The following is a 19,472-nucleotide window of genomic DNA, read 5'->3' as shown; positions in this document are numbered from 1 at the left end:
GATCAGTTGGACTTCGCCGTGATCCACACGGTGAGGGCGATCAGTGCCCCGATGCCGAAGATCCAGATGAAAAGACCCTCAGAAACCGGTCCGAGAGATCCGAGCGAGAACCCGCCGGGGGACTCGGACTTCTGGAGGAACATCAGGTAGGAGATGACGTCGCGCTTGTCTTCGGGCGTCAGGTTCAGGTCGTTGAAGACCGGCATGTTCTGCGGGCCGGTGACCATCGCGGCGTAGATGTTGAGACCGCTCGTCTCGTGCAGCCCGGGGGCCCACTTGCCCTCGGTGAGCGCGCCGCCGGCGCCGGCGACGTTGTGGCACATCGCGCAGTTGATGCGGAACAGCTCGGCGCCGTGCGAGACGTCGCCTTCGCCGTCGAGCAGCTCGGCCGACGGGTAGGCGGGGCCGGGGGCCGACGCCTGGACGTAAGCGGCGAGGGCGTTGATCTGCTCCTCGGTGAACTGCACCGGCTTGACGGGGGCCTGGGGTCCCTGCGCCTGCAGCGGCATGCGTCCGGTCGACACCTGGAAGTGCACCGACAGCTCACCGACGCCGAAGAGCGACGGGCCCTGGTCGGAGCCCTGCAGGTCGAGACCGTGGCAGGTGGCGCAGTTCGCCTGGAACAGCTTCTCGCCGTCCTCGACCGCGGTGGCGGAGGTGGACTGCGACTCGGGGACATCGGATGCCGCCATCGCGGCCGTCGCGCCGGCGTAGATGCCACCGGTCAGCAGCAGGCCGATGCCGATGAGGGCGGCGGCGGCCAGGGGACTGCGGCGTCCGGATGCGCGGCGCTTGTTCTTCTCTCGTGCCATGGTGCAGCTCTCTTACTTGAGGAAGTAGATGACGGCGAAGAGGGCGATCCACACGACGTCGACGAAGTGCCAGTAGTAGGACACGACGATGGCGGTGGTCATCTCTTTGCGGCCGAAGTTCTTCACGGCGTAGGCGCGGCCGATCACCAGGAGGAAGGCGATGAGTCCACCGGTGACGTGCAGGGCGTGGAAGCCGGTCGTCAGGTAGAACGCGGACGCGTAGGGGTTGGTGGAGATCGACAGGCCCTCCGCGACGAGCGTCGCGTACTCCCAGACCTGGCCCGACACGAAGATCGCGCCGAGGAAGAAGCTCACGTAGAACCACTCGACCATGCCCCACCGGCGGATGCCGCGACCGGTGCGGTACGGCTGGTACCGCTCGGCGGCGAACACGCCCATCTGGCAGGTGACCGAGGAGAGCACGAGGATGATCGTGTTGACGAGCGCGAACGGCACGTTCAGCAGCTGCGTCTCCTCCGCCCACAGCCCCGCGGAGGTGCTGCGCAGCGTGAAGTAGATGGCGAAGAGGCCGGCGAAGAACATGACTTCGCTGCCCAGCCACACGATGGTGCCGACAGCGACCGGATCGGGCCGCTTGACGGCACGCACGGCCTGGGAATACGTCGCTGGGGTCGTCACCATCCCATTATGCGCGATCCCCGGGACGGATATTCCCATCCGAACCTGTCGATATTCCAACGTCGAGACTTAGGGAAACCTCAGAGTCCCCAAGGAATCCCCGGTGCGCCCGGTGTTCCCGGTCGGCCCCCCTCCGGCGAATCCGCGCACATGTTCGCACGACACGGTGTGGAAGGATCGTGGGCATGGCGGAACGCTTCACCTGGCCCGATCTGCTCACCTCGCTCCTCGCCGGGCGCGACCTCAGCGTGTCGGAGTCCACCTGGGCGATGCGCCAGGTGATGGCGGGCGAGGCGACCCCCTCCCAGCTGGCCGGCTTCCTCGTCGCGCTGCGCGCCAAGGGGGAGACCGTCGAGGAGATCGTCGGGTTCCGCGACGCCATCCTGGAGGCGGCCCTGCCGCTCCCCGTGCAGGCGGACGTCCTCGACATCGTGGGCACCGGCGGGGACCGATACGGCACCGTGAACGTCTCCACGATGGCAGCCGTCGTGGCGGCATCCACCGGCGTGCCGGTCGTGAAGCACGGCAACAAGGCGGCCAGCTCGTCGTCCGGGTCCTCGGACGTCCTGTCGTCCCTCGGGATCGCGTTGACCCTCGACCCCGACCAGGTCGCGGAGACCCTGGCGCGCACGGGCATCACCTTCGCGTTCGCCGCCGCCTTCCACCCGGGGTTCCGGCACGCGGGTCCCACGCGCGCCGAGCTGGGGGTGCCGACCGTCTTCAACTTCCTCGGCCCGCTGTGCAACCCGGCCCGGGCCGAGGCGAACGCCGTGGGCGTCGCGCACCTCGACCGCGTCCCCCTCATCACGGGCGTGTTCCGCACCCGCGGGGCGACGGCGCTGGTCTTCCGCGGCGACGACGGACTCGACGAGCTCACCACGACCGGTCACAGCAGGCTGTGGGAGATCAGCCGCGGCGACGTGCACGAGCACGACCTGGACCCCCGCGATCTCGGCATCCCCCTCGCCGACATCGACGACCTGCTGGGCGGCCAGCCCGACCACAACGCGGCGGTCGTCCGCCGGGTGCTCGCCGGCGAGGAGGGACCGGTCCGCGACATCGTGCTGCTGAACGCCGCCGCCGGCCTCGTGTCGTACCGCCTGTTCCAGGACGCCGGCGAGGTCCAGCGGCCGATCCTCGAACGTCTCGCCGAGGCGATGACGGATGCCGCGGCGGCGGTGGACGACGGCCGCGCCGCGGCCAAGCTCGACGACTGGGTGGACACCACCCGCGCGCTGGCGGGCTGACCCGTGCACCCGCTCGACGCGCTCACCGAGATCGCGTACCTGCTCGAGCGGGAGCGGTCCTCGCGCTACAAGTCGAAGGCGTTCCGCACGGCGGCCGCCGCGATCGAGGGGCTCGACGACGCCGCGCTGCGTGACCCGGCGCTGCAGCGGCGGCCGGGGATCGGCGCCTCCACCTTCGCGGTCATCCAGCAGGCGCTGGCGGGCGAGGTCCCCGAACGACTGGCGACGCTGCGGGAAGAGGCCGGTCTCACCGCGGGGGGCGAGCTCCGCGGGCGTCTGCGCGGCGACCTCCACAGCCATAGCGAGTGGTCCGACGGTCTCACCCCGATCGAGACGATGGTCGACGCGGCGCGGCGGCTCGGTCACGACTACCTCGCGCTGACCGACCACTCGCCGCGCCTGACGGTCGCGAACGGGCTGTCGCCGGAGCGGCTGCGCGCGCAGATGGAGGTCGTCCGCGGCCTGTCGTCCGACGGGTTCACGCTCCTCACGGGGATCGAGGTCGACATCCTCGACGACGGCGGGCTCGACCAGGAGGACGAGCTGCTCCACGCGCTCGACGTGGTCGTGGCATCCGTCCATTCCAAGCTGCGCATGGAGCGCGGGCCGATGACGAGGCGTCTGGTGGCCGCCGCCCAGGACCCCCGCGTCGACGTGCTCGGACACGTCACCGGACGCCTGGTCGAAGGGTCGCGGGGAACCCGTCCGCCGTCGGAGTTCGACGCCCGGGCGGTCTTCGCCGCCTGCGCGGCCTCGGGGGTGGCGGTCGAGATCAATTCGCGGCCGGAGCGTCAGGACCCGCCGGACGACCTGCTCGCCATCGCGCTGGAGGAGGGATGCCTCTTCTCCATCGACTCCGACGCGCACGCGCCCGGACAGCTCTCGCTGCTCGACTACGGAGCGGCTCGGGCCGAGGCCGCGGGCGTCCCCGCCGAGCGCATCGTGACGACGTGGGACCTGCCGCGTCTGCGGGAGTGGCTCACCCGCGAACGCTGAGAGGGCCGCGACGGTTCGGGCCGGTGACGGGGGTCAGCGCGCGAGGGCGGCCACGGCGCGGGTCATCGACGAGCCGAGGTTCCATCGTGTAGCGAGGTCGGTGGCGCGGGCGGCCGCATCCTCGTCGAGGGGACGGAGGACGTCGTCGTGGTCCGGGAGGGCGAGGTCGCGGACGACCCGCACCACGGCCGGGGCCTTGGCGAGGTAGTCGGCGGCGGCGAGGATCTTCGCGCGCTGGGCGGGGGTGCCGCCCGTGCCGTCCTCGACGGCGGCGGCGATGCCGGCGAGGTCGCCGTGCGCGGTGAGGAGCGTCGCGGCGGACTTCTCCCCGATGCCGGACACGCCGGGCAGGCCGTCCGACGGGTCGCCGCGCAGCACCGCGAAGTCGGCGTACTGGGCCGCGTGCACGCCGTACTTGGCGACGACGGTCGCGTCGGTCACCACTTCGAGATTGCTCATGCCGCGGGCGGTATAGACGATGCGGACGTCGCGCTCGTCGTCGACGAGCTGGAAGAGGTCGCGGTCGCCGGTGACGATGTCGACGGGCACCGTCGCGCGGGTGGCCAGGGTGCCGATGACATCGTCGGCCTCGTGCTCGGCCGCGCCGACGACGGGGATGCCGAGGACGCCGAGCGCCTCGCGGATCAGCGGGATCTGCGCCTCCAACGGGTCGGGCACGACCTCCACGTCGGGCGCGGTCGCGACGGCCTCGGCGACGCGATGCGTCTTGTAGCTGGGGAGCAGCTCGACCCGCCAGGCGGGCCGCCAGTCGTCGTCCCAGCACGCGACGAGCCGGGTCGGCTCGTAGGTGGTGACGAGCTTGGCGATCATGTCGAGCAGGCCGCGGACGGCGTTGACGGACGTGCCGTCGTCCGCGCGCACCTTGTCGGGCACCCCGTAGAAGGCGCGGAAGTACAGCGACGCGGTGTCGAGGAGCATGAGGCGGTCGGTCACGGCCACAGTCTCCCACGATGGTCCCGGTGAGCTCGGACCTAGGCTGGGACGATGTCGTTCGGCCACGCGTCCGCCCGGTTCCGCCGTCCGTCGGCGGGGGAGCCCTGTCCGTGCGGCGGGGGAGCATTCGGGGACTGCTGCGGTCCGATCCTGGACGGGACGCCCGCGCCGACCGCGGAACGGCTGATGCGGTCGCGGTACACCGCCTTCGCGGTCGGAGACGAGCCGCACCTGCGACGGTCCTGGCATCCCCGGTCCCGCCCCGAGACGCTGGACCTGGATGCCGCGACCACCTGGACCGGCCTGGAGGTCCATCGCTCCGCCGAGGACGTCGACGCGGCGACCGTGTCGTTCACCGCCCGCTGGCGACAGGGCGGGGAGCGCGGCGCGCTGTCGGAGACGAGCCGTTTCGTGCGGCGCGGCGGCCGCTGGGTGTACAACGACGGCGACGTCGAAGAGCGCTGAGGGCGGGCGCGCGCGGCCCGTGAGGCCGTGAGGTGGCGCAGATGTACGCGGGGAGGGCTTGGGCGCGTGCATTTGCGGCAAGTCAGCGTGGGGAGTGAGCCCTGCCGTGAGTGGGCGCAGATGTACGCGGGGAGGGCTTGGGCGCGTGCATATGTGACAAGTCAGCGTGGGGAGTGAGCCCTGCCGTGAGGTGGCGCAGATGTACGCGGGGAGGGCTTGGGCGCGTGCATTTGTGACAAGTCAGCGTGGTGAGTGAGCCCTGCCGTGAGGTGGCGCAGATGTACGCGCGAAGGGCGCGGGCGCGTGCATTTGCGACAAGTCAGCGTGACGGGGTAGGCGGGCGGTGAGTGAGCCCTGCCGTGAGTGGGCGCAGATGTACGCGGGGAGGGCGCGGGCGCGTGCATTTGTGACAAGTCAGCGTGGAGGGGGCGGAGGGGGAAGGGGCGCCGTCGGCCGGGGCGGGGTGCGCGTCAACCCCCGGCGGCCGCCGCGGGCCGCCTGCGTAGCGTCGATGACGACACCGCAACCCGGGAGGACGGACGACATGGAACGCATCGTGATCATCGGAGGACACGGAAAGGTGGCGCTGCACCTGGCGCGCCTGCTGGCGGAGCGGGGGGACGAGGCGACCTCGGTCATCCGCAACCCGGACCACGCGTCCGACGTGCGAGAGGCCGGCGGTCAGCCCCTCGAGCTCGACGTGGAGACGGCGGACCTGGATGCCATGGCGGACGCGTTCGCCGGCGCCGATGCGGTCGTCTGGTCGGCGGGTGCCGGTGGGGGCAGTGCCGAGCGCACCTACGCGGTCGACCGGGACGCGGCGATCCGCGCGATCGACGCGGCGGCGAAAGCGGGTGTCCGACGCTTCGTGATGGTGTCGTGGATCGGCTCGACGCCCGACCACGGCATCTCGCCCGACGACGACTTCTTCGCCTACGCCGACGCGAAGCTCGCCGCGGACGATCACCTGCGGCAGAGCGACCTGGACTGGACGATCCTGGGACCGGGGACGCTCACCCTCGACCCGCCCACCGGCCGGATCACGACGGCGCCGGAGGGATCGGGCGACGTCAGCCGGGCCGATGTCGCGGCGGTGGCCGCCGGTAGCCTGGTGCAGTCTGCGACGATCGGCCGGTTCATCCGGTTCGGACAGGGGGGGACGCTCATCGCGGAAGCCCTGGCGAGCGAGGCCGGCTCCGGCTCTACGGTGGACGCATGAACGCTCTGAACGACACGGCCGAGGCCTTCGCCCGGCTGCACACCGCCCCGGAGATCCTGCGCGTCGTGAACGTGTGGGACGTCGTCTCCGCCCGCGCGGTGGCCGCTCTTCCCGAGACCCGCGCGCTCGCCACGGCGGGCCACTCGATCGCCGCGACCTTCGGGTACGAGGACGGCGAGAACATCCCGCTCGACACGATGCTCGACATGGTGGGGCGCATCGTCGCCGCGGTCGACGTGCCGGTGACGGCCGACCTGGACTCCGGCTACGGCGACCCGGGTGAGACGACCCGGCGCGCCATCGGGGTCGGCGTCGTCGGCGCGAACGTCGAGGACCGGATGAAGCCGTTCGCCGAGTCGGTCGCCGCAGTGGAGGCGGTCATCGCCGCCGGTGAGGCGGAGGGCGTCCCCTTCGTCCTCAACGCGCGGACCGATGCGGTCCTGAAGGGCGGCGACCGGCCCATGGACGAGAAGGTGGCGGATGCCATCGAGCGAGGTCGCGCCTTCCTCGCCGCCGGTGCGACGACGGTCTTCGTGCCCGGCCTGCTCGACGCCGATGTCACGCGCCGGCTCGTCGACGGGCTCGGGGAGCGGAAGCTCAGCGTCATCGGCGTCCCCGGGGCGCTGACGGCCGCCGAGTACGAGGCCCTGGGTGTGGCGCGCATCTCCTACGGCCCGCAGACCCAGCGCGTCGCCCTGACGGCGCTGCAGGATCTGGCGAAGGACCTCTACGCCGACGGTGTCATCCCGTCGACGGTCCGCGCCCTGAACTGAGGGAGACCCCGGACCCGGCGGGCACGGTGCCCCGGGTCCGGGGAGGGCCGTCAGTCCTCGTCGTCGGGATCGTCGAGATCGTCCGTGAGGATGATGCCGTCGGGGACCGGGTCGCCCAGCAGCGGCTCGGCCGCGAGTGTGAGATCGATGGTCGCGCGCAGCAGCCCGCCCATGGTGGCCGAGCGCAGCAGGTCCATCTGGTCGAGCTCGCCGAGCGGGGCGATCGCCGCGACCTGCCAGGCCCGTTCCAGCGGCTCCTCCGAGAGCTCGACGTCCGGGTCCCAGCGCGTGCCGCCGAACTGGCGGGCGCGTCCGAGGACGCGACGTACGATCCGCTCGGCCTCGTCGAGCAGGGGCGCGAGCGCCTCGTTCCACTCCAGGTCGGGGAGCGCGCGGACGTCGGCTCGCGGGTAGGGCGCGTCGTCGAGCCACTCGACGATCTCGAAGCGTTCCGCGCCGCGCGCGACGACCTGGATCTGCCCCGCCTGCGGCACCACGTGGCTGAGGCGGGCGATCGTGCCGAGCGCGAAGCGCTGATCGCCGCCTCCGGTCTCGACGCCCCGTTCGATGAGGACGACGCCGAAGGCGGGGTCGGTCTCATCGAGCAGCCGGCCGAGCATCACGAGGTAGCGCTCCTCGAAGATGCGCAGCGCCAGCGGCGTGTGCGGGAAGAGGACGGCGCCCAACGGGAACATCGCGGTACCCATGCCCCCCAGTCAAGCAGCGTTCTCGGGGGTGGGCGCGGGATCGGGCGAGAACGATACGGCGGAGGAGGCGCCGTCGGGTTCTCAGCCCTGCGGCTCCCGCAGCGTCTCGTGGATGCGGTGCAGGTCCATGAGCAGGGAACCGACGAGCACCCAGTGCGCCGCGGAGGGCGTCTGGATCTGCAGCGGCCGGGTCAGCGCGGGCTCCTCGACGACGGGCTCGTCGCGGTCGCCCGTCGGCAGCGCGAACTCCAGGCGCACGTCGTGGGCGGCGCGGTGCAGCTGCTCGGCGATCGCGCGGACGGACGGCTCGTCGGCGATGCTCTGCTCGTAGCCGTCGTAGGCGGCCCGGGTCATGCCGATGACCTGCGTGACGACGGGGGAGAAACGGTCGAGGAGGCGTTGCATCGTCGCGAGGTCCGAACGATGGCGGCGGCTCCGCGGGTTGAGGGAGAGGGAGTCGGCGGCGTCGTTGATCGCGTCGGCCGCCGCGTCCCGCACCGGGCGCAGCAGACGCGCTTCCAGGAGCAGTCCCTCCAGGGTCTGCGACGTCTGCGGCTGCTCAAGCGCGTCGGCCAGGCGTTCGAGGGCGCCCGCGAGCTCGCGGCCTAGGACGTCGAGCTTCGCGCGCGCGGCGGGGACGAGGACCGGCGGCACGAGCGCGGTGTTCACGATCACCCCGATGACGGCGCCGATGAGCGTCTCGAGGACGCGGTCCAGGGCGTAGTTGGGGGTCGCCGTGCCGAGGGCCAGCACGAGGACGGCGCTGATCGCCACCTGGTTCGTCGTGCCGGGCGACATGCGCAGCGCCCAGGCGACGACGAGTGCGACGCCCGCGGAGAGCAGGATCACCCAGGTCAGGTCGCCGAGGGCGATGCCAAGCAGCGACGCGATGAGGACGCCGACGATGACGCCGACGCTGCGCTCGATCGCGCGGGTGAAGGACTGGTTGATGCTGGGCTGCACCACCAGCAGCGCGGCGATCGCGGCGAAGATCGGCGGCGGCCCCTGCACGAGCCAGCCCGCGACGAGCCACGCGGCGATGGTGGCGATCGCCGACTTGGTCACCTGCAGCAGCGGAGCGCGACGCGGCGAGCGGAACGTGAGGCTCTCTCGCATGAGACGAGCGTAGGCCGCCCGCACGGTCACGCCCGGGGGGTCGACGCGGCCGTGGGCGAGAGCATGTCGTCCGCGTTGTCCGCGATCCATTCCATGAGCGGCAGGACCCGCTGCATCAGCTCCCGACCGCGGGGGGTGAGCGAGTACTCGACTCGAGGGGGCACCTCGGGATGGGCGAGACGGGCGACGAGGCCGTCGGCATCCAGGGTCCGCAAGGTGCTCGCGAGCATCTTCTCGCTGATCCCGTCGACGGCGCGACGGAGCTCCCCCCACCGCAGCGTGCCCTCCGACAGGGCGACGAGGACGAGGACGCCCCACTTGCCCATCACGTGGTCCAGCACCGTTCGCGTCGGGCAGCCGTCGGCGAAGATCCCGGGATGTTCGGCGCGCAGTTCCGCAAGACTCACCATGGTGTCAGTAGCTTACCTGAAAGTGGGTACCCTCCCGGAGGAATGTGTGGGACGAGGGGGCGTTCGGATCATCGCACGCGGCGACTCCGTCCGGCCGTGCAGGTCACCGCACCACGTCGAAAGGACACCCCATGACCCTCCTCGTCACCGCCGCCACTGGCCACCTCGGCCGTCTCGTCGTCGACAGCCTCCTCGCCCGCGGCGTCGCGCCCGCCGACATCAGCGCCGGCGCGCGCACCCCCGACAAGGCCGCGGACCTCGCCGCCCGCGGCATCCGGGTGGTCGAGCTCGACTACGCGCGCCCCGAGACCGTCACCGCCGCCCTGGACGGCGTCTCGCGCGTCCTGCTGATCTCGGGGACGGATGCCGACCGCGTCAGCGGCCACCGCACCGTGATCGACGCGGCTCGCACGGCCGGCGTCGAGCGTCTCGTCTACACCAGCGCCCCGCGGGTCGACGAGATCGACTACGCCCTCGGCGCCGACCACAAGGCGACGGAGGAGGCCATCGCGGCGTCCGGGCTGACCGCGACCGTCCTGCGCAACAACTGGTACACCGAGAACTACCTCGACGCGGTGGCCCGGTCCGCGCAGACGGGGGAGATCGTCGCGGCGACCGGCGACGCCCGCGTCGCGAGCGCGAGCCGCGCCGACTACGCCGAGGCGGCGGCCATCGCCCTCGCCTCGGACGACACGATCGGCGGGACGCTCGAGCTGGGCGGCGACGTCGCGTGGACCTACGACGACCTCGCCACGGCGGCCTCCGAGATCCACGGGCGCCCGGTGGCGTACGTTCCGGTGTCGCTCGAGCAGCTGACCGCGGGTCTGCAGGAGGCGGGCCTGGATGCCGGGACCGCGGCGTTCGTGGCGGGGATCGACGACGCGATCGCCCGGGGTGCGCTGTCGAAGACCGACGGGACGCTGGCACGTCTGCTCGGCCGTCCGACGACCCCTCTGCGCGAGGGTCTGCGCGCGGGTCTCGCGGCCCGGTGAGGGAGCGGGGCGCGAACCCGCGGCGGTCCGGGTCGGCGCGTCTCGCGCGCCCGGGCCGTCAGCCGACGCTCGCGCCTCACGGAGGAGAGCGGGGCGCGGACGTGTGCGTCCCGCGCCCTGCCGGGCCGGTCGTGAGACCCCGAGCGGGGGTCGGGTCCGGGTCAGCGCGTCTCGCGCGCCCGGGCCGTCAGCCGACGCTCGCGCATCGCGAGGAAGAGCGGGAACGTGAACGCGAACGCCGTCACCCCCGACAGCACGATGTACACCCACGCATGCCGCATCCCGATGCGGCGGGCCTCCACGATGATGAGGATGCAGCCGGCGATCGCAACGACGAGCAGGTCGACCGTGATGGACGACACCGCCGGTCCGCTCGTGACGAGGTCGCCGAGGAAGTCGCGCATCTGCACGATGGCGAGGGCGTTGAAGGTCCACGTCCCGATCAGCCCGGCGATCGCCAGGAGGGCGAACGCCACGGCCGTCGGGGTCCAGTCGCGCCGCCAGGCGCCGGTTCGCGTGCTCATGCGGGATATCCTGTCGCGCTCCGGCGCCGGGAGGGGCCGACGCCGCTGGAACGCACCGGGGACGCAGGCCGGGACGCGGGGCGCACCGTCCCGCGCCCGGTGCGCAGGCCGGGGTTATGGTCGGGGGATGGATGCCACCGAGGCGACGCACCGGCTCGACGCGCTCGAGCGCGACGTCGACCGGCGTCTGGCCCGGTTGAGCGACGACGAGGCCGGACTGCTGCGGGACCGGGCGGATGCCACGGCCGACGACGAGCACGACCCGGAGGGCTCGACCCTGTCGGGGGAGTGGCAGCAGGTCGACGCGCTGCGCCGGGTCGCGCTGGCGGAGCGGGACGAGATCCGCGCCGCGCGGGAGCGAGCGGCCGCCGGGTCCTACGGGGTGTGCGAGGTGTGCGGCGAGCCGATCGCCGCGGCGCGCCTCGACGCACGGCCGTTCGCCCGGCGGTGCATCGCCTGCGCGGTGTGACGGCGCAGTGTCATGGTGCCTGGGTGAGGGTGCCCGTGTGCCGGTGCCTGGGTGAGGGTGCCCGTGTGCCGGTGCCTGGGTGAGGGTGCCCGTGTGCCGGTGCCTGGGTGAGGGTGCCCGTGTGCCGGCGCCGAGCGAGATCGTTCGCTCGGCGGTGGATCACCTGCACGGTCCGCCGCGCGCGGCTCGTTAGGGTCGAGGCGTGGAACCCGTTCTCATCGCGCTGCTCTTCGCCAACGCCGCCTTCAACGTCCTCGTCTGGCCGCGCTTCTACGTCCGCGTCGCGAAGGACCCGCGGGCGCGGGATGCCGCCGGCAAGCCCACGACCTTCCTCATCGTGCACGCGGTGCTCATCGGTCTCGCGCTCGCGCTGGCCGTGGCATCCGTCATCGCCGCCATCGCGGCCCTGGGCGCCTGACCCGGGTCGTCGGGGAGGCCGAGCGCGGACCGGGCACGGGGCGCCGCGGACTCGGCCGGCCGGACGCCTCGTAGACTGATGGGGTCCGTTCGACGGACCCCGGCATGCCGCCCCTCGAGGGGCGGCGGTGCATCTACCTACCGGACAGGCAAGGCGGCACGTTCCGCCGCCCCACCCCGGAGATGTATGACCTCGCCCGCGCCCGTGAAGCACCGTTCCCTGATCCACCACACCGGTGCGGGGTACTTCCCGATCGCTTTCGTCGCGCGATTGCCGTTCGCGATGATGACCGTCGGCGTCCTCGCGCTCGTCGTGGCGATCCGCGGGTCGGTGGCCCTGGGCGGGCTGACCTCGGCCGCGGTCGGGCTGGGCGTCGTCCTGGCCGGCCCGGTGCTGGGCGACCTCGCCGACCGGTACGGGCAGCGGCGCGTGCTCGTGCCCGTCGGACTGGCCAACGGCGTGCTGCTCGCGGTCTTCCCGCTGGTCGTGGCGGCATCCGCGCCCGACGGTCTCCTGCTCGCGACCGCGGTCGCGATCGGCGTCACCGGTCCGCAGACGGCGGCGATGTCGCGCAGCCGGATCATGGCGCTCATCGCGCTGCGTGTCGCGCCGGAGCGCCGGGAACGCACTTTCTCACGCGCCATGTCGTACGAGTCCGCCGCGGACGAGACGGCGTTCGTCATCGGTCCGTTCGTCGTCGGCGTGCTGGCGGCCCTGATCGCGCCGTGGGCGCCGATCGTCGCGGCCGCGCTGCTGAGCTTCCTGTTCGTCACCGCGTTCGCCCTGCACCCGACGGGACGGGCGGTCCCGGCCCGCGCCGACCGCGCAGCGATGGCTCCGGCCCGCGCGCTGCTCCACCCGCGGCTGCTGGTCCTCGTCGCCGCCGTGTTCGCCGTCGGCCTGTTCTTCGGGTCGACGCTCACGTCGCTGACCGCCTTCATGGAGGCGCGTGGCGCCCCCGAGGCCGGCGCGCTGCTCTACGGCGTGATGGGCGTCGGCTCGGCGGTGCTCGCGCTGGCGGTCGCGGTGCTCCCGGCCCGATTCACCCTGCGGGCACGGCTGCTGACGTTCGCCGTGATCCTCACGGCATCCGCGGCGGCGTACTCGGCCGGCGGATCGGTCGAGACCGTGACGGTCGTGCTGTGCCTGATGGGCATCGGCATCGGTCCGTCGCTCGTGACGCTGTTCAGCCTGGCGGGCGCCCGCGCCCCGCGGGGCCGGACGGCGTCGACCATGACGATCCTCTCGTCCGCGCTCACGCTGGCCCAGGCGCTGTCGTCCGCCGTGACCGGCGCGGTCGCGGAGAGCGTGTCGGTCGAGACGGCTCTGGTCTTCCCCGCGCTCGCCGCGGTGCTCCTGCTCGCGATGGCGGGCGTCAACGCGGCGTTCGCGAACCGGTGGGACGGCAGCGCGGTCCCCGTGGGCTCGCACGGCTGACGGTCCCGACAGAGAACTCTCCGCGCGGGTCCGGCGACGGGCGGGCGCGGCGGGGGGTTCTCAGCGCGCGGCGCGGCTCCGGCGGCCGACCAGTGCGGCGACGAACCGCCAGCCCACCAGGAGCAGTCCGAGGGTGAGCGTCGCGACAATGACGAACGCGACGGCGACGCCCTGCCCGCTCACGGCGCGCAGCAGCATGCCGACGACGACGGTGACGACCCAGACGGGCAGGCCCGTGCGTCGCACGGCGAGCGGATGCCGCCAGGCCCGCGCGACCGCCCATCCGAGCAGCAGGGCGACGACGAACGGCCACGCCGTGGTGAGCAGACCCGCGCCGCCGGCGCCCAGCACGTCGCCGTCGTGGGTCGCCCGGCCGATGGCGGCGAAGACGACGACGAGGGCGACGTCGACGAGGAGGGGGACGACGGGTCGGAGAGCCATGGAGGCCATTCTCCCGCAGCACGGGGGAGCGGGCATTCCGTTCCTGCCCCTGCCCGACCGGACCGGACCGGATATCGCGGATGTATGCGTTCCCGCGAACGCTGCGGCAACACCGCCCCCGGTGGAATGGTCGTCCGCCCAGCGAAAGGTCCTACGTGCCCCGCAGCTCTCTCCCCCCGCGCCCCGCGGTGTCCCCGCGTCCCGCGGTGTCCCCGCGCCCCGCGGTCTCCCCGCGTCCCGCCGTCTCCCCGCGTCCCGCGGTCTCCCCGCGTCCCGCCGTCTCCCCGCGTTCCGCCGCGTCGGCCCGCCCGGCGCCTGCCCCGTCTCCGGCGGCCGCGTTCCCGACGCCCGCCCGCGTTCTGATCGCGGCGGCGGTCCTCGCCGTCGTCGGAGCGCTCACCCTCGCCCCGCGCTCTCTCGCCCGGCCCCTGCGCGCCGCCGGGTTCGACGCGATGGACGTCCTGCCGGTCGAGGTCATGGACGCCCTCTTCGTCGCGGGCGCCGAGACGACGCTCAACGTCGCGTTGTTCGTTCCCGTCGGGATGGCCGTCGCCGCCCTGCTCCCGTTGCGGTGGGCGTGGCTCGCCGCGGGGTTCGGTGCGGTGCTGTCGATCGTGATCGAGACGGCGCAGGCGGCCATCCCCGGCCGGGTGCCCGACGCGGACGACGTCCTGGCGAACACGGCCGGGGCGATCCTCGGAACCGCCGCGGTGATCCTGGTCCGCCTCGTGGCCCGGACCGCGGCGGCGCTGTCGCGCTCGCGAGGCTGAGAGCCGGAGGGCACGGCAGCCACGCGGGACCCGCACCGCACCGGCACGGCAGCCACGGGGGACCCGCACCGCACCGACACGGCAGCCAGGCGGGACCCGCACCGCACCGACACGGCAGCCAGGCGGGACCCGCACCGCACTGGCGCAGAGCCACGCGGGACCCGCACCGCACCGACACGGCAGCTACGCAGGACCCAATCGCACCGACAGGGCTCCGGCGCAGCACCCACGCGAGAGGCGTTCAGGTGCGCGGCAGTCGAAGCCGCGCGTGCAGGCCGCCGCCGTCGCGCGGCCACAGCTCCAGCCTCCCCGCATGGGCACGGACGATGGATGCCACGATGGCCAGCCCCAGTCCGGTACCGTCGCCCCGCCCGCGTTGGCGTGCGGCGGCGCGGACGAACGGCTCCGGCAGGGTCGCCACCGTGGCGGCATCCAGGAGGGGTCCGGTGTTGAGGATGTCGACGATCACGTGCCGTCCGTCGACGTGCACGGACACGCGCACCCATCCGTCGGGGACGTTGTAGAGCAGCGCGTTGCGCAGGAGGTTGCCGACCGCCTGGCGGATCAGGATCTCGTCGCCCGCGGTCACGGCGACGGTCACCACCCGGTCGCGCAGGATCCGTACGCCCGGCGCGACGAGGGCGCTCGCCCCGATCGGGGTCTCGACGGCAGACTCCCCGGTGAGCTCCCCCGAGAGCTCGGCGACGAGCTCCGTCACGACGGCGTCGACGTCCACCGGGCGCCGTTCGATCGCGCCGCCGCGGGAGGCGCGAGCGAGCGCGAGGAGCGCCTCGGTCAGGCGGATCGCGCGTTCGTTGGTGTCGTCCAGCCGCTGCAGCAGCCGCGGGACGTCGGCGCCCGCGGGGTCGGAGCGGGCGACCTCGAGCATGGTCCGCATCGTGGCGTGCGGGGTCCGCAGCTCGTGAGAGGCGTTCGCGGCGAAACGTCGCTGCTCGTCCAGGGTCTCGGTGACGCGGGCGAGCATCCCGTCGAAGGTGTCGGCGAGGTCGGTGAGCTCGTCGCGGCGGCCGGGCAGGGCGACGCGATGGTCGAAGGCGCCGTCACGGGCGGCGCGGGCGGCGTCGGTGATGCGCCGCAGCGGGCGCAGCATGACCCCCGCGACGATCCAGCCGCCGCCGAGACCCACCACGGCCAGGCCGAGGAGCGTCCACGTGGCGTAGCGGACGAACACCTCGACGAGGTCCGTCCGTCGCGGGGCGAACGCGCCGCTGTCGGCGTACAGGTTGCCCTCGGGGACGAAGCGCAGCAGGAGGAACCCGAGGGCGAAGACGGCCACCCCGACGATGACGACGAACAGGGCGTAGCTCAGCGTGAGCTTCACGCGGACGCTCAGCCCGGCGGGACGCGCGTCGCGCAGCCCGGACGCACGCCCGGCGGGGTGGGACCCGGCGTCCGGCTCAGCCATCCGCGGGGCCGATGCGGTAGCCGACGCCCGCGACCGTCTGGATCAGCCACGGCTCGCCGAGACGCTTGCGCAGGGTCGAGATCGTGATGCGGACGGCGTTGGTGAAGGGGTCGGCGTTCTCGTCCCAGGCGCGCTCGAGGAGGTTCTCGGCGCTGACCACCCCGCCGTCGGCGGCCATCAGCACCTCCAGCACGGCGAACTGCTTCCGGGTGAGCGAGACGTACCGGCCGTCCCGATACACCTCCCGGCGGAACGGGTCGAGCCGCAGGCCGTGCCGCTCGACGACCGGCGGGGCGGTCGCAGCGGGGCGGCGGGCGAGCGCGCGCAGGCGCAGGACGAGCTCCCGCAGCGCGAACGGCTTCGTCAGGTAGTCGTCGGCGCCGTTCTCGAACCCGCTCGCCTTGTCGTCGAGACGGTCGGCGGCGGTGAGCATGAGCACGCGCGGCGCCTCCGCCCGGGTCGAGAGCCGGCGGGCGATCTCGTCGCCGTTCGGGCCCGGGATGTCGCGGTCGAGCACCACGACGTCATACGGGGTCACTGCGAGCATCTCGAGGGCCGTGTCGCCGTCGCCCGCCACGTCGGCGGCGATGGCGTCGAGGCGCAGTCCGTCGCGGATGGCCTCGGCGAGGTAGGGCTCGTCCTCGACGATCAGCACGCGCATGAGCACGATGGTAGATCGCGGCACCTATCGTCCACGTATCGCGCGTCTCCGGGCGCGCGTCAGCCGCGCGGTGCGCCGGGACCGACGGGGGAGGGATGTCGCGGGTCCCGCCTCGTCCGGCGCGCGTGGGGCGCCATCTCGTAGAGCGGGGTCGCGGTTACCGTGGAACGATGGCGACCCGGCTCCTCCTCCTTGCGGACACCCACGTTCCCCGGCGGGCCCGGCAGCTGCCTCCGGCCGTGCGGGCCGCGGCATCCACCGTCGATCTCGTGGTCCACGCCGGCGACTGGGTCACGGTCGACGTGCTCGACGAGCTGACGGCGCTCGCGCCCGTCCTCGGCGTCTGGGGCAACAACGACGGCGACGACCTGCGCGCGCGGCTGCCCGAGGTCGCCCGGGCCGAGATCGAGGGCGTCCGCGTCGCGGTCGTGCACGAGACCGGTGCCGCGACGGGACGGGAGGGACGGATGGATGCCGCCTACCCGCACACGGATCTGCTGGTGTTCGGCCACAGCCACATCCCGTGGGACACCGTCACCCCCGGCGGTCTGCGCCTGCTGAACCCCGGGTCCCCGACGGACCGTCGCCGCCAGCCGGTGTGCACGATGATCACGGCGAGGCTGGCCCGCGGGGAGATCCGCGACGTACACCTGCACGAGGTGCAGCGCGCGTGATGGTGGAGCCGGCGAGGCTGACCCGCGGGGAGATCCGCGACGTCCGGCTGCACGAGGTCCGGCGCGCGTGATGGTGGAGACGGCGAGACGGCGGGGTGGCTCTCCACGCGAAACGCCCGCCGCGTCGCCGAACCGAGTGGACAGTGGCGACGCGACGGGCGCGACGGTGTCGGCGGGTGTCAGACGCGGCGCGACGCCGACGTCAGCGGGCACTCGAACGGGTCGCGCGCGGCGAGGCCGACGCGGTTCAGGTACGCGATGACGATGCCGTACGACTGCCACAGCGTGGTCTCCACGTAGGGCACGTCGAGGGTGCGGCAGTGCTCCCGGACGATGGCCCGTGCACGGCTGAGGTGCGGGCGGGGCATGTTGGGGAAGAGGTGGTGCTCGATCTGGTAGTTCAGTCCGCCCATGAGCCAGGTCGCCCACCAGCCGCCGGAGATGTTGCGCGACGTGCGCACCTGCTTGCTGAAGAAGTCCAGCTTCGCGCCCGGCGCGATGACGGCCATGCCCTTGTGGTTGGGGGCGAACGAGGCGCCCATGTAGACGCCGAACACGGCGAGCTGCACGCCGAGGAACGCGAACGCCATCCCGATCGGCAGGAAGACGAAGACCGGTGCGACGAACACGGCGAATCGCAGCGCGAGGAGCCCCAGCTCGGTCCAGCGGCCCTTGACCTCGCCGCGGGAGAGCAGGTGACGGATGGCGAGGAAGTGGAGGTTCAGACCCTCCAGCGTCAGCAGCGGGAAGAAGAGCCAGCCCTGTCGCTTCGTGATCCAGCGGCGCAGGCCGCGCGCGCTGGCGGCATCCACGTCGAGGAACGAGATGGTGTCGATCTCGATGTCGGGGTCCTTGCCCACCCGGTTCGGGTTGGCGTGGTGACGCGTGTGCTTGGTCGCCCACCACGACTGGCTCATGCCGACGACGCCGTTGCCGATCCAGAGGGCCAGCCGGTCGTTGCCCGGGCCGGAGGCGAGGATCTGCCGGTGGTTGGCCTCGTGGGCGAGGAAGGCGACCTGGGTGAACAGGATGCCGAGGGCGGCGGCGATCAGCAGCTGGAACCAGCTGTCGCCGAGCAGGACGAAGCCGGTGATGGCCCCGCCGAAGCCGAGGACGACCGCGCCGGCGACCACGGAGTAGAAGAGGGGGGTGCGGACGAGGTATCCGCTCTCGCGCACGACCTGCGACAGCTCCGTGTAGGCCTTGGCGATCGGGGGGAACTCGGTGGTGCCGGAGTACGTCTGACGGACGGGGCCGAGTCGCGACTCGACGACAGTGGAGGCGATGAAGAGCTCCTGGGGGTTCCGGGGGTGTGGAGCCGAGGTGGCTACCCGGGCTGGGGCCCACATTACGTGCGGTCGTATGGGCCCGGCGGTATACGTCAGGCGAACTCCCAGGGGCGGGCGCGCGGTGTGCACGTCCAACGCTCGCGCTAGCCCTATCGGCGGCCCGGAGACGTCGGGCGAACTCCCAGCGGGAAGCCTGTCCCGTCCGGCGCACACGGACGGACGGCCCCCGAATCCCCCGAGAACAGATGCAGCCGGGGTGCCCGCGAAACGCGGTGCACCCCGGCTGCGGGGGAGCTGATGCTCAGAGGGGGCGGATGTTCGCCGCCTGCATGCCCTTGGGGCCCTGCTCAGCGTCGAATTCGACCTTCTGCGCCTCCTGCAGCTCCTTGAAGCCATTGCCCTGGATCGCGCTGAAGTGCGCGAACAGGTCGGCCGAGCCGTCGTCGGGTGCGATGAACCCGTAGCCCTTCTCGGAGTTGAACCATTTCACGGTGCCAGTGGCCATCGTGTTCTTCCTTTTTCTTCTCGGGCCGCAGGTGCGACCGTGGGCGCCGTTCCGACAAGCGCGGAGCGGACGGGGGTGACGCGCGACCGGGAGGGTCGCACGCGAGCGGTGGGGGGCGACGGGAAGGGCCGCGAGCGCACGGTGACGCCCGACGGCGGAGCGGGCCGCGTCGAGCGAGTCGTGCAGGCCGAGGTCCTCGCCGCGCGCGCCGTGGGCCTCGAATCGGCCGTCGCGGGCGCCGACGAACCCGGCGTAGTCGGTGAAGCCGACACCGGACATGGCGACGTAGACGTCGAGGTCGGCCTGACGCCAGTCGAGGGCGCTGACGACGTCAGCGAAAGGGAGGTCGCGCGGCGGTGCCGGCGGAAGAGAGGGGGAGAACACGAAGACTTTCGGAGGGACGCGGATCGCGTCGGACGGAGGTGCGAGATCGCACAAGAAGTTGAAGGGACTTTGACAGTCGCGGCTCGGTGCTGCGCACCCGGCATCTCGACGATGAGGCGGGCGGAGGCGAAGACGGTCCCGGAA

At 72.7% G+C, this 19,472-nt stretch carries 23 protein-coding genes; 11 read left to right on the top strand and 12 right to left on the bottom strand.

The window, feature by feature from the left end:
* Positions 1-2 precede the first annotated feature (2 nt).
* Both MRBLMI1_RS05335 and MRBLMI1_RS05330 read right to left on the bottom strand, forming a co-directional pair.
* A complete protein-coding gene (locus tag MRBLMI1_RS05335; protein WP_367727261.1) occupies positions 3-812 on the bottom strand; it encodes a c-type cytochrome in 810 nt (269 codons plus the stop codon).
* A gap of 12 nt (positions 813-824) precedes the next feature.
* Positions 825-1,454 carry a cytochrome c oxidase subunit 3 gene (locus MRBLMI1_RS05330; protein WP_367727260.1) on the bottom strand — a complete coding sequence of 210 codons (630 nt, stop codon included), beginning with the start codon at positions 1,452-1,454 and terminating at the stop codon, positions 825-827.
* A gap of 182 nt (positions 1,455-1,636) precedes the next feature.
* Here MRBLMI1_RS05330 and trpD point away from each other — a divergent pair, with 182 nt between their 5' ends.
* Both trpD and MRBLMI1_RS05320 read left to right on the top strand, forming a co-directional pair.
* The gene (gene trpD, locus MRBLMI1_RS05325; RefSeq protein ID WP_367727259.1) at positions 1,637-2,698 is read left to right on the top strand and encodes an anthranilate phosphoribosyltransferase; all 1,062 of its coding nucleotides are present in this window, start codon (positions 1,637-1,639) and stop codon (positions 2,696-2,698) included.
* Positions 2,699-2,701: 3 nt separating this feature from the next.
* On the top strand, positions 2,702-3,694 hold the full coding sequence (locus MRBLMI1_RS05320; protein WP_367727258.1) for a PHP domain-containing protein: 993 nt from the start codon (positions 2,702-2,704) through the stop codon (positions 3,692-3,694).
* Positions 3,695-3,727: 33 nt separating this feature from the next.
* On the opposite strand, the gene MRBLMI1_RS05315 is transcribed toward MRBLMI1_RS05320, so the two are convergent.
* On the bottom strand, positions 3,728-4,648 hold the full coding sequence (locus tag MRBLMI1_RS05315) for a 5'-3' exonuclease (protein ID WP_367727257.1): 921 nt from the start codon (positions 4,646-4,648) through the stop codon (positions 3,728-3,730).
* A 51-nt stretch (positions 4,649-4,699) separates the two neighbouring features.
* Here MRBLMI1_RS05315 and MRBLMI1_RS05310 point away from each other — a divergent pair, with 51 nt between their 5' ends.
* From MRBLMI1_RS05310 to MRBLMI1_RS05300, 3 genes are all read left to right on the top strand, one after another.
* The gene (locus tag MRBLMI1_RS05310) at positions 4,700-5,113 is read left to right on the top strand and encodes a YchJ family protein (RefSeq protein ID WP_367727256.1); all 414 of its coding nucleotides are present in this window, start codon (positions 4,700-4,702) and stop codon (positions 5,111-5,113) included.
* A gap of 544 nt (positions 5,114-5,657) precedes the next feature.
* Positions 5,658-6,332 carry an SDR family oxidoreductase gene (locus MRBLMI1_RS05305; protein WP_367727255.1) on the top strand — a complete coding sequence of 225 codons (675 nt, stop codon included), beginning with the start codon at positions 5,658-5,660 and terminating at the stop codon, positions 6,330-6,332.
* Complete coding sequence (locus MRBLMI1_RS05300; RefSeq protein ID WP_367727254.1) at positions 6,329-7,105, top strand: isocitrate lyase/PEP mutase family protein; 777 nt, start codon at positions 6,329-6,331, stop codon at positions 7,103-7,105. The genes MRBLMI1_RS05305 and MRBLMI1_RS05300 overlap by 4 nt, the downstream gene beginning before the upstream one ends.
* Positions 7,106-7,155: 50 nt before the next feature.
* Here MRBLMI1_RS05300 and MRBLMI1_RS05295 read toward each other — a convergent pair whose 3' ends face one another.
* The 3 genes from MRBLMI1_RS05295 to MRBLMI1_RS05285 form a co-directional block, all read right to left on the bottom strand.
* The gene (locus MRBLMI1_RS05295) at positions 7,156-7,812 is read right to left on the bottom strand and encodes an LON peptidase substrate-binding domain-containing protein (protein WP_367727253.1); all 657 of its coding nucleotides are present in this window, start codon (positions 7,810-7,812) and stop codon (positions 7,156-7,158) included.
* 81 nt (positions 7,813-7,893) lie between these two features.
* Complete coding sequence (locus tag MRBLMI1_RS05290; RefSeq protein ID WP_367727252.1) at positions 7,894-8,928, bottom strand: FUSC family protein; 1,035 nt, start codon at positions 8,926-8,928, stop codon at positions 7,894-7,896.
* 26 nt (positions 8,929-8,954) lie between these two features.
* Positions 8,955-9,338, bottom strand: coding sequence for a winged helix-turn-helix transcriptional regulator (locus tag MRBLMI1_RS05285; RefSeq protein WP_367727251.1), 384 nt, complete (start codon positions 9,336-9,338; stop codon positions 8,955-8,957).
* Between the two features lie 131 nt (positions 9,339-9,469).
* Here MRBLMI1_RS05285 and MRBLMI1_RS05280 point away from each other — a divergent pair, with 131 nt between their 5' ends.
* Positions 9,470-10,330, top strand: a complete 861-nt coding sequence (locus tag MRBLMI1_RS05280; RefSeq protein WP_367727250.1) for an SDR family oxidoreductase — start codon at positions 9,470-9,472, stop codon at positions 10,328-10,330.
* Positions 10,331-10,491: 161 nt separating this feature from the next.
* On the opposite strand, the gene MRBLMI1_RS05275 is transcribed toward MRBLMI1_RS05280, so the two are convergent.
* Positions 10,492-10,854: a DUF2834 domain-containing protein gene (locus tag MRBLMI1_RS05275; protein ID WP_367727249.1), complete on the bottom strand. Its 363-nt coding sequence runs from the start codon at positions 10,852-10,854 to the stop codon at positions 10,492-10,494.
* Positions 10,855-10,981: 127 nt separating this feature from the next.
* Between MRBLMI1_RS05275 and MRBLMI1_RS05270 the strand changes: the two genes are divergently transcribed.
* From MRBLMI1_RS05270 to MRBLMI1_RS05260, 3 genes are all read left to right on the top strand, one after another.
* Positions 10,982-11,323: a TraR/DksA family transcriptional regulator gene (locus MRBLMI1_RS05270; protein WP_367727248.1), complete on the top strand. Its 342-nt coding sequence runs from the start codon at positions 10,982-10,984 to the stop codon at positions 11,321-11,323.
* Positions 11,324-11,525: 202 nt separating this feature from the next.
* Entirely contained in the window at positions 11,526-11,741 is a 216-nt protein-coding gene (locus MRBLMI1_RS05265; protein ID WP_367727247.1) for an SCO4848 family membrane protein, read from the top strand.
* A gap of 186 nt (positions 11,742-11,927) precedes the next feature.
* Entirely contained in the window at positions 11,928-13,178 is a 1,251-nt protein-coding gene (locus MRBLMI1_RS05260) for an MFS transporter (protein ID WP_414685788.1), read from the top strand.
* A gap of 60 nt (positions 13,179-13,238) precedes the next feature.
* Here the strand turns inward: MRBLMI1_RS05260 and MRBLMI1_RS05255 are convergent, their stop codons facing one another.
* A complete protein-coding gene (locus MRBLMI1_RS05255) occupies positions 13,239-13,619 on the bottom strand; it encodes a DUF3054 domain-containing protein (RefSeq protein ID WP_367727245.1) in 381 nt (126 codons plus the stop codon).
* Between the two features lie 206 nt (positions 13,620-13,825).
* On the opposite strand from MRBLMI1_RS05255, the gene MRBLMI1_RS05250 reads away from it, so the two are divergent.
* A complete protein-coding gene (locus MRBLMI1_RS05250) occupies positions 13,826-14,389 on the top strand; it encodes a VanZ family protein (protein ID WP_367727244.1) in 564 nt (187 codons plus the stop codon).
* Between the two features lie 241 nt (positions 14,390-14,630).
* Here MRBLMI1_RS05250 and MRBLMI1_RS05245 read toward each other — a convergent pair whose 3' ends face one another.
* A complete protein-coding gene (locus tag MRBLMI1_RS05245; protein ID WP_367727243.1) occupies positions 14,631-15,815 on the bottom strand; it encodes a sensor histidine kinase in 1,185 nt (394 codons plus the stop codon).
* Positions 15,808-16,476 (bottom strand): response regulator transcription factor, encoded by a 669-nt coding sequence (locus MRBLMI1_RS05240; RefSeq protein WP_367727242.1) that lies wholly within the window; start codon positions 16,474-16,476, stop codon positions 15,808-15,810. Before MRBLMI1_RS05240 ends, MRBLMI1_RS05245 begins: the two co-directional genes overlap by 8 nt.
* Positions 16,477-16,646: 170 nt before the next feature.
* On the opposite strand from MRBLMI1_RS05240, the gene MRBLMI1_RS05235 reads away from it, so the two are divergent.
* A complete protein-coding gene (locus MRBLMI1_RS05235; protein ID WP_367727241.1) occupies positions 16,647-17,150 on the top strand; it encodes a metallophosphoesterase family protein in 504 nt (167 codons plus the stop codon).
* Positions 17,151-17,329: 179 nt separating this feature from the next.
* Here the strand turns inward: MRBLMI1_RS05235 and MRBLMI1_RS05230 are convergent, their stop codons facing one another.
* Positions 17,330-18,499 carry a fatty acid desaturase family protein gene (locus tag MRBLMI1_RS05230; RefSeq protein ID WP_367727240.1) on the bottom strand — a complete coding sequence of 390 codons (1,170 nt, stop codon included), beginning with the start codon at positions 18,497-18,499 and terminating at the stop codon, positions 17,330-17,332.
* Between the two features lie 241 nt (positions 18,500-18,740).
* Positions 18,741-18,944: a cold-shock protein gene (locus MRBLMI1_RS05225; RefSeq protein ID WP_026095524.1), complete on the bottom strand. Its 204-nt coding sequence runs from the start codon at positions 18,942-18,944 to the stop codon at positions 18,741-18,743.
* Positions 18,945-19,472: the final 528 nt, after the last annotated feature.

This window comes from Microbacterium sp. LMI1-1-1.1, from assembly GCF_040815675.1.
GTDB lineage: Bacteria > Actinomycetota > Actinomycetes > Actinomycetales > Microbacteriaceae > Microbacterium.
Note: the sequence above shows the minus strand (reverse complement) of the source record. Positions and strands in the feature narration are given on the sequence as shown.

What these genes read in the sequence shown, in the direction of transcription:
- MRBLMI1_RS05335 (WP_367727261.1), bottom strand. Translation starts at nt 812, where the DNA reads ATGGCACGAGAGAAGAACAAGCGCCGCGCATCCGGACGCCGCAGTCCC.
- MRBLMI1_RS05330 (WP_367727260.1), bottom strand. Translation starts at nt 1,454, where the DNA reads ATGGTGACGACCCCAGCGACGTATTCCCAGGCCGTGCGTGCCGTCAAG.
- trpD (WP_367727259.1), top strand. Translation starts at nt 1,637, where the DNA reads ATGGCGGAACGCTTCACCTGGCCCGATCTGCTCACCTCGCTCCTCGCC.
- MRBLMI1_RS05310 (WP_367727256.1), top strand. Translation starts at nt 4,700, where the DNA reads ATGTCGTTCGGCCACGCGTCCGCCCGGTTCCGCCGTCCGTCGGCGGGG.
- MRBLMI1_RS05305 (WP_367727255.1), top strand. Translation starts at nt 5,658, where the DNA reads ATGGAACGCATCGTGATCATCGGAGGACACGGAAAGGTGGCGCTGCAC.
- MRBLMI1_RS05300 (WP_367727254.1), top strand. Translation starts at nt 6,329, where the DNA reads ATGAACGCTCTGAACGACACGGCCGAGGCCTTCGCCCGGCTGCACACC.
- MRBLMI1_RS05295 (WP_367727253.1), bottom strand. Translation starts at nt 7,812, where the DNA reads ATGGGTACCGCGATGTTCCCGTTGGGCGCCGTCCTCTTCCCGCACACG.
- MRBLMI1_RS05290 (WP_367727252.1), bottom strand. Translation starts at nt 8,928, where the DNA reads ATGCGAGAGAGCCTCACGTTCCGCTCGCCGCGTCGCGCTCCGCTGCTG.
- MRBLMI1_RS05285 (WP_367727251.1), bottom strand. Translation starts at nt 9,338, where the DNA reads ATGGTGAGTCTTGCGGAACTGCGCGCCGAACATCCCGGGATCTTCGCC.
- MRBLMI1_RS05280 (WP_367727250.1), top strand. Translation starts at nt 9,470, where the DNA reads ATGACCCTCCTCGTCACCGCCGCCACTGGCCACCTCGGCCGTCTCGTC.
- MRBLMI1_RS05275 (WP_367727249.1), bottom strand. Translation starts at nt 10,854, where the DNA reads ATGAGCACGCGAACCGGCGCCTGGCGGCGCGACTGGACCCCGACGGCC.
- MRBLMI1_RS05270 (WP_367727248.1), top strand. Translation starts at nt 10,982, where the DNA reads ATGGATGCCACCGAGGCGACGCACCGGCTCGACGCGCTCGAGCGCGAC.
- MRBLMI1_RS05260 (WP_414685788.1), top strand. Translation starts at nt 11,928, where the DNA reads ATGACCTCGCCCGCGCCCGTGAAGCACCGTTCCCTGATCCACCACACC.
- MRBLMI1_RS05255 (WP_367727245.1), bottom strand. Translation starts at nt 13,619, where the DNA reads ATGGCTCTCCGACCCGTCGTCCCCCTCCTCGTCGACGTCGCCCTCGTC.
- MRBLMI1_RS05245 (WP_367727243.1), bottom strand. Translation starts at nt 15,815, where the DNA reads ATGGCTGAGCCGGACGCCGGGTCCCACCCCGCCGGGCGTGCGTCCGGG.
- MRBLMI1_RS05240 (WP_367727242.1), bottom strand. Translation starts at nt 16,476, where the DNA reads ATGCGCGTGCTGATCGTCGAGGACGAGCCCTACCTCGCCGAGGCCATC.
- MRBLMI1_RS05235 (WP_367727241.1), top strand. Translation starts at nt 16,647, where the DNA reads ATGGCGACCCGGCTCCTCCTCCTTGCGGACACCCACGTTCCCCGGCGG.
- MRBLMI1_RS05230 (WP_367727240.1), bottom strand. Translation starts at nt 18,499, where the DNA reads ATGTGGGCCCCAGCCCGGGTAGCCACCTCGGCTCCACACCCCCGGAAC.
- MRBLMI1_RS05225 (WP_026095524.1), bottom strand. Translation starts at nt 18,944, where the DNA reads ATGGCCACTGGCACCGTGAAATGGTTCAACTCCGAGAAGGGCTACGGG.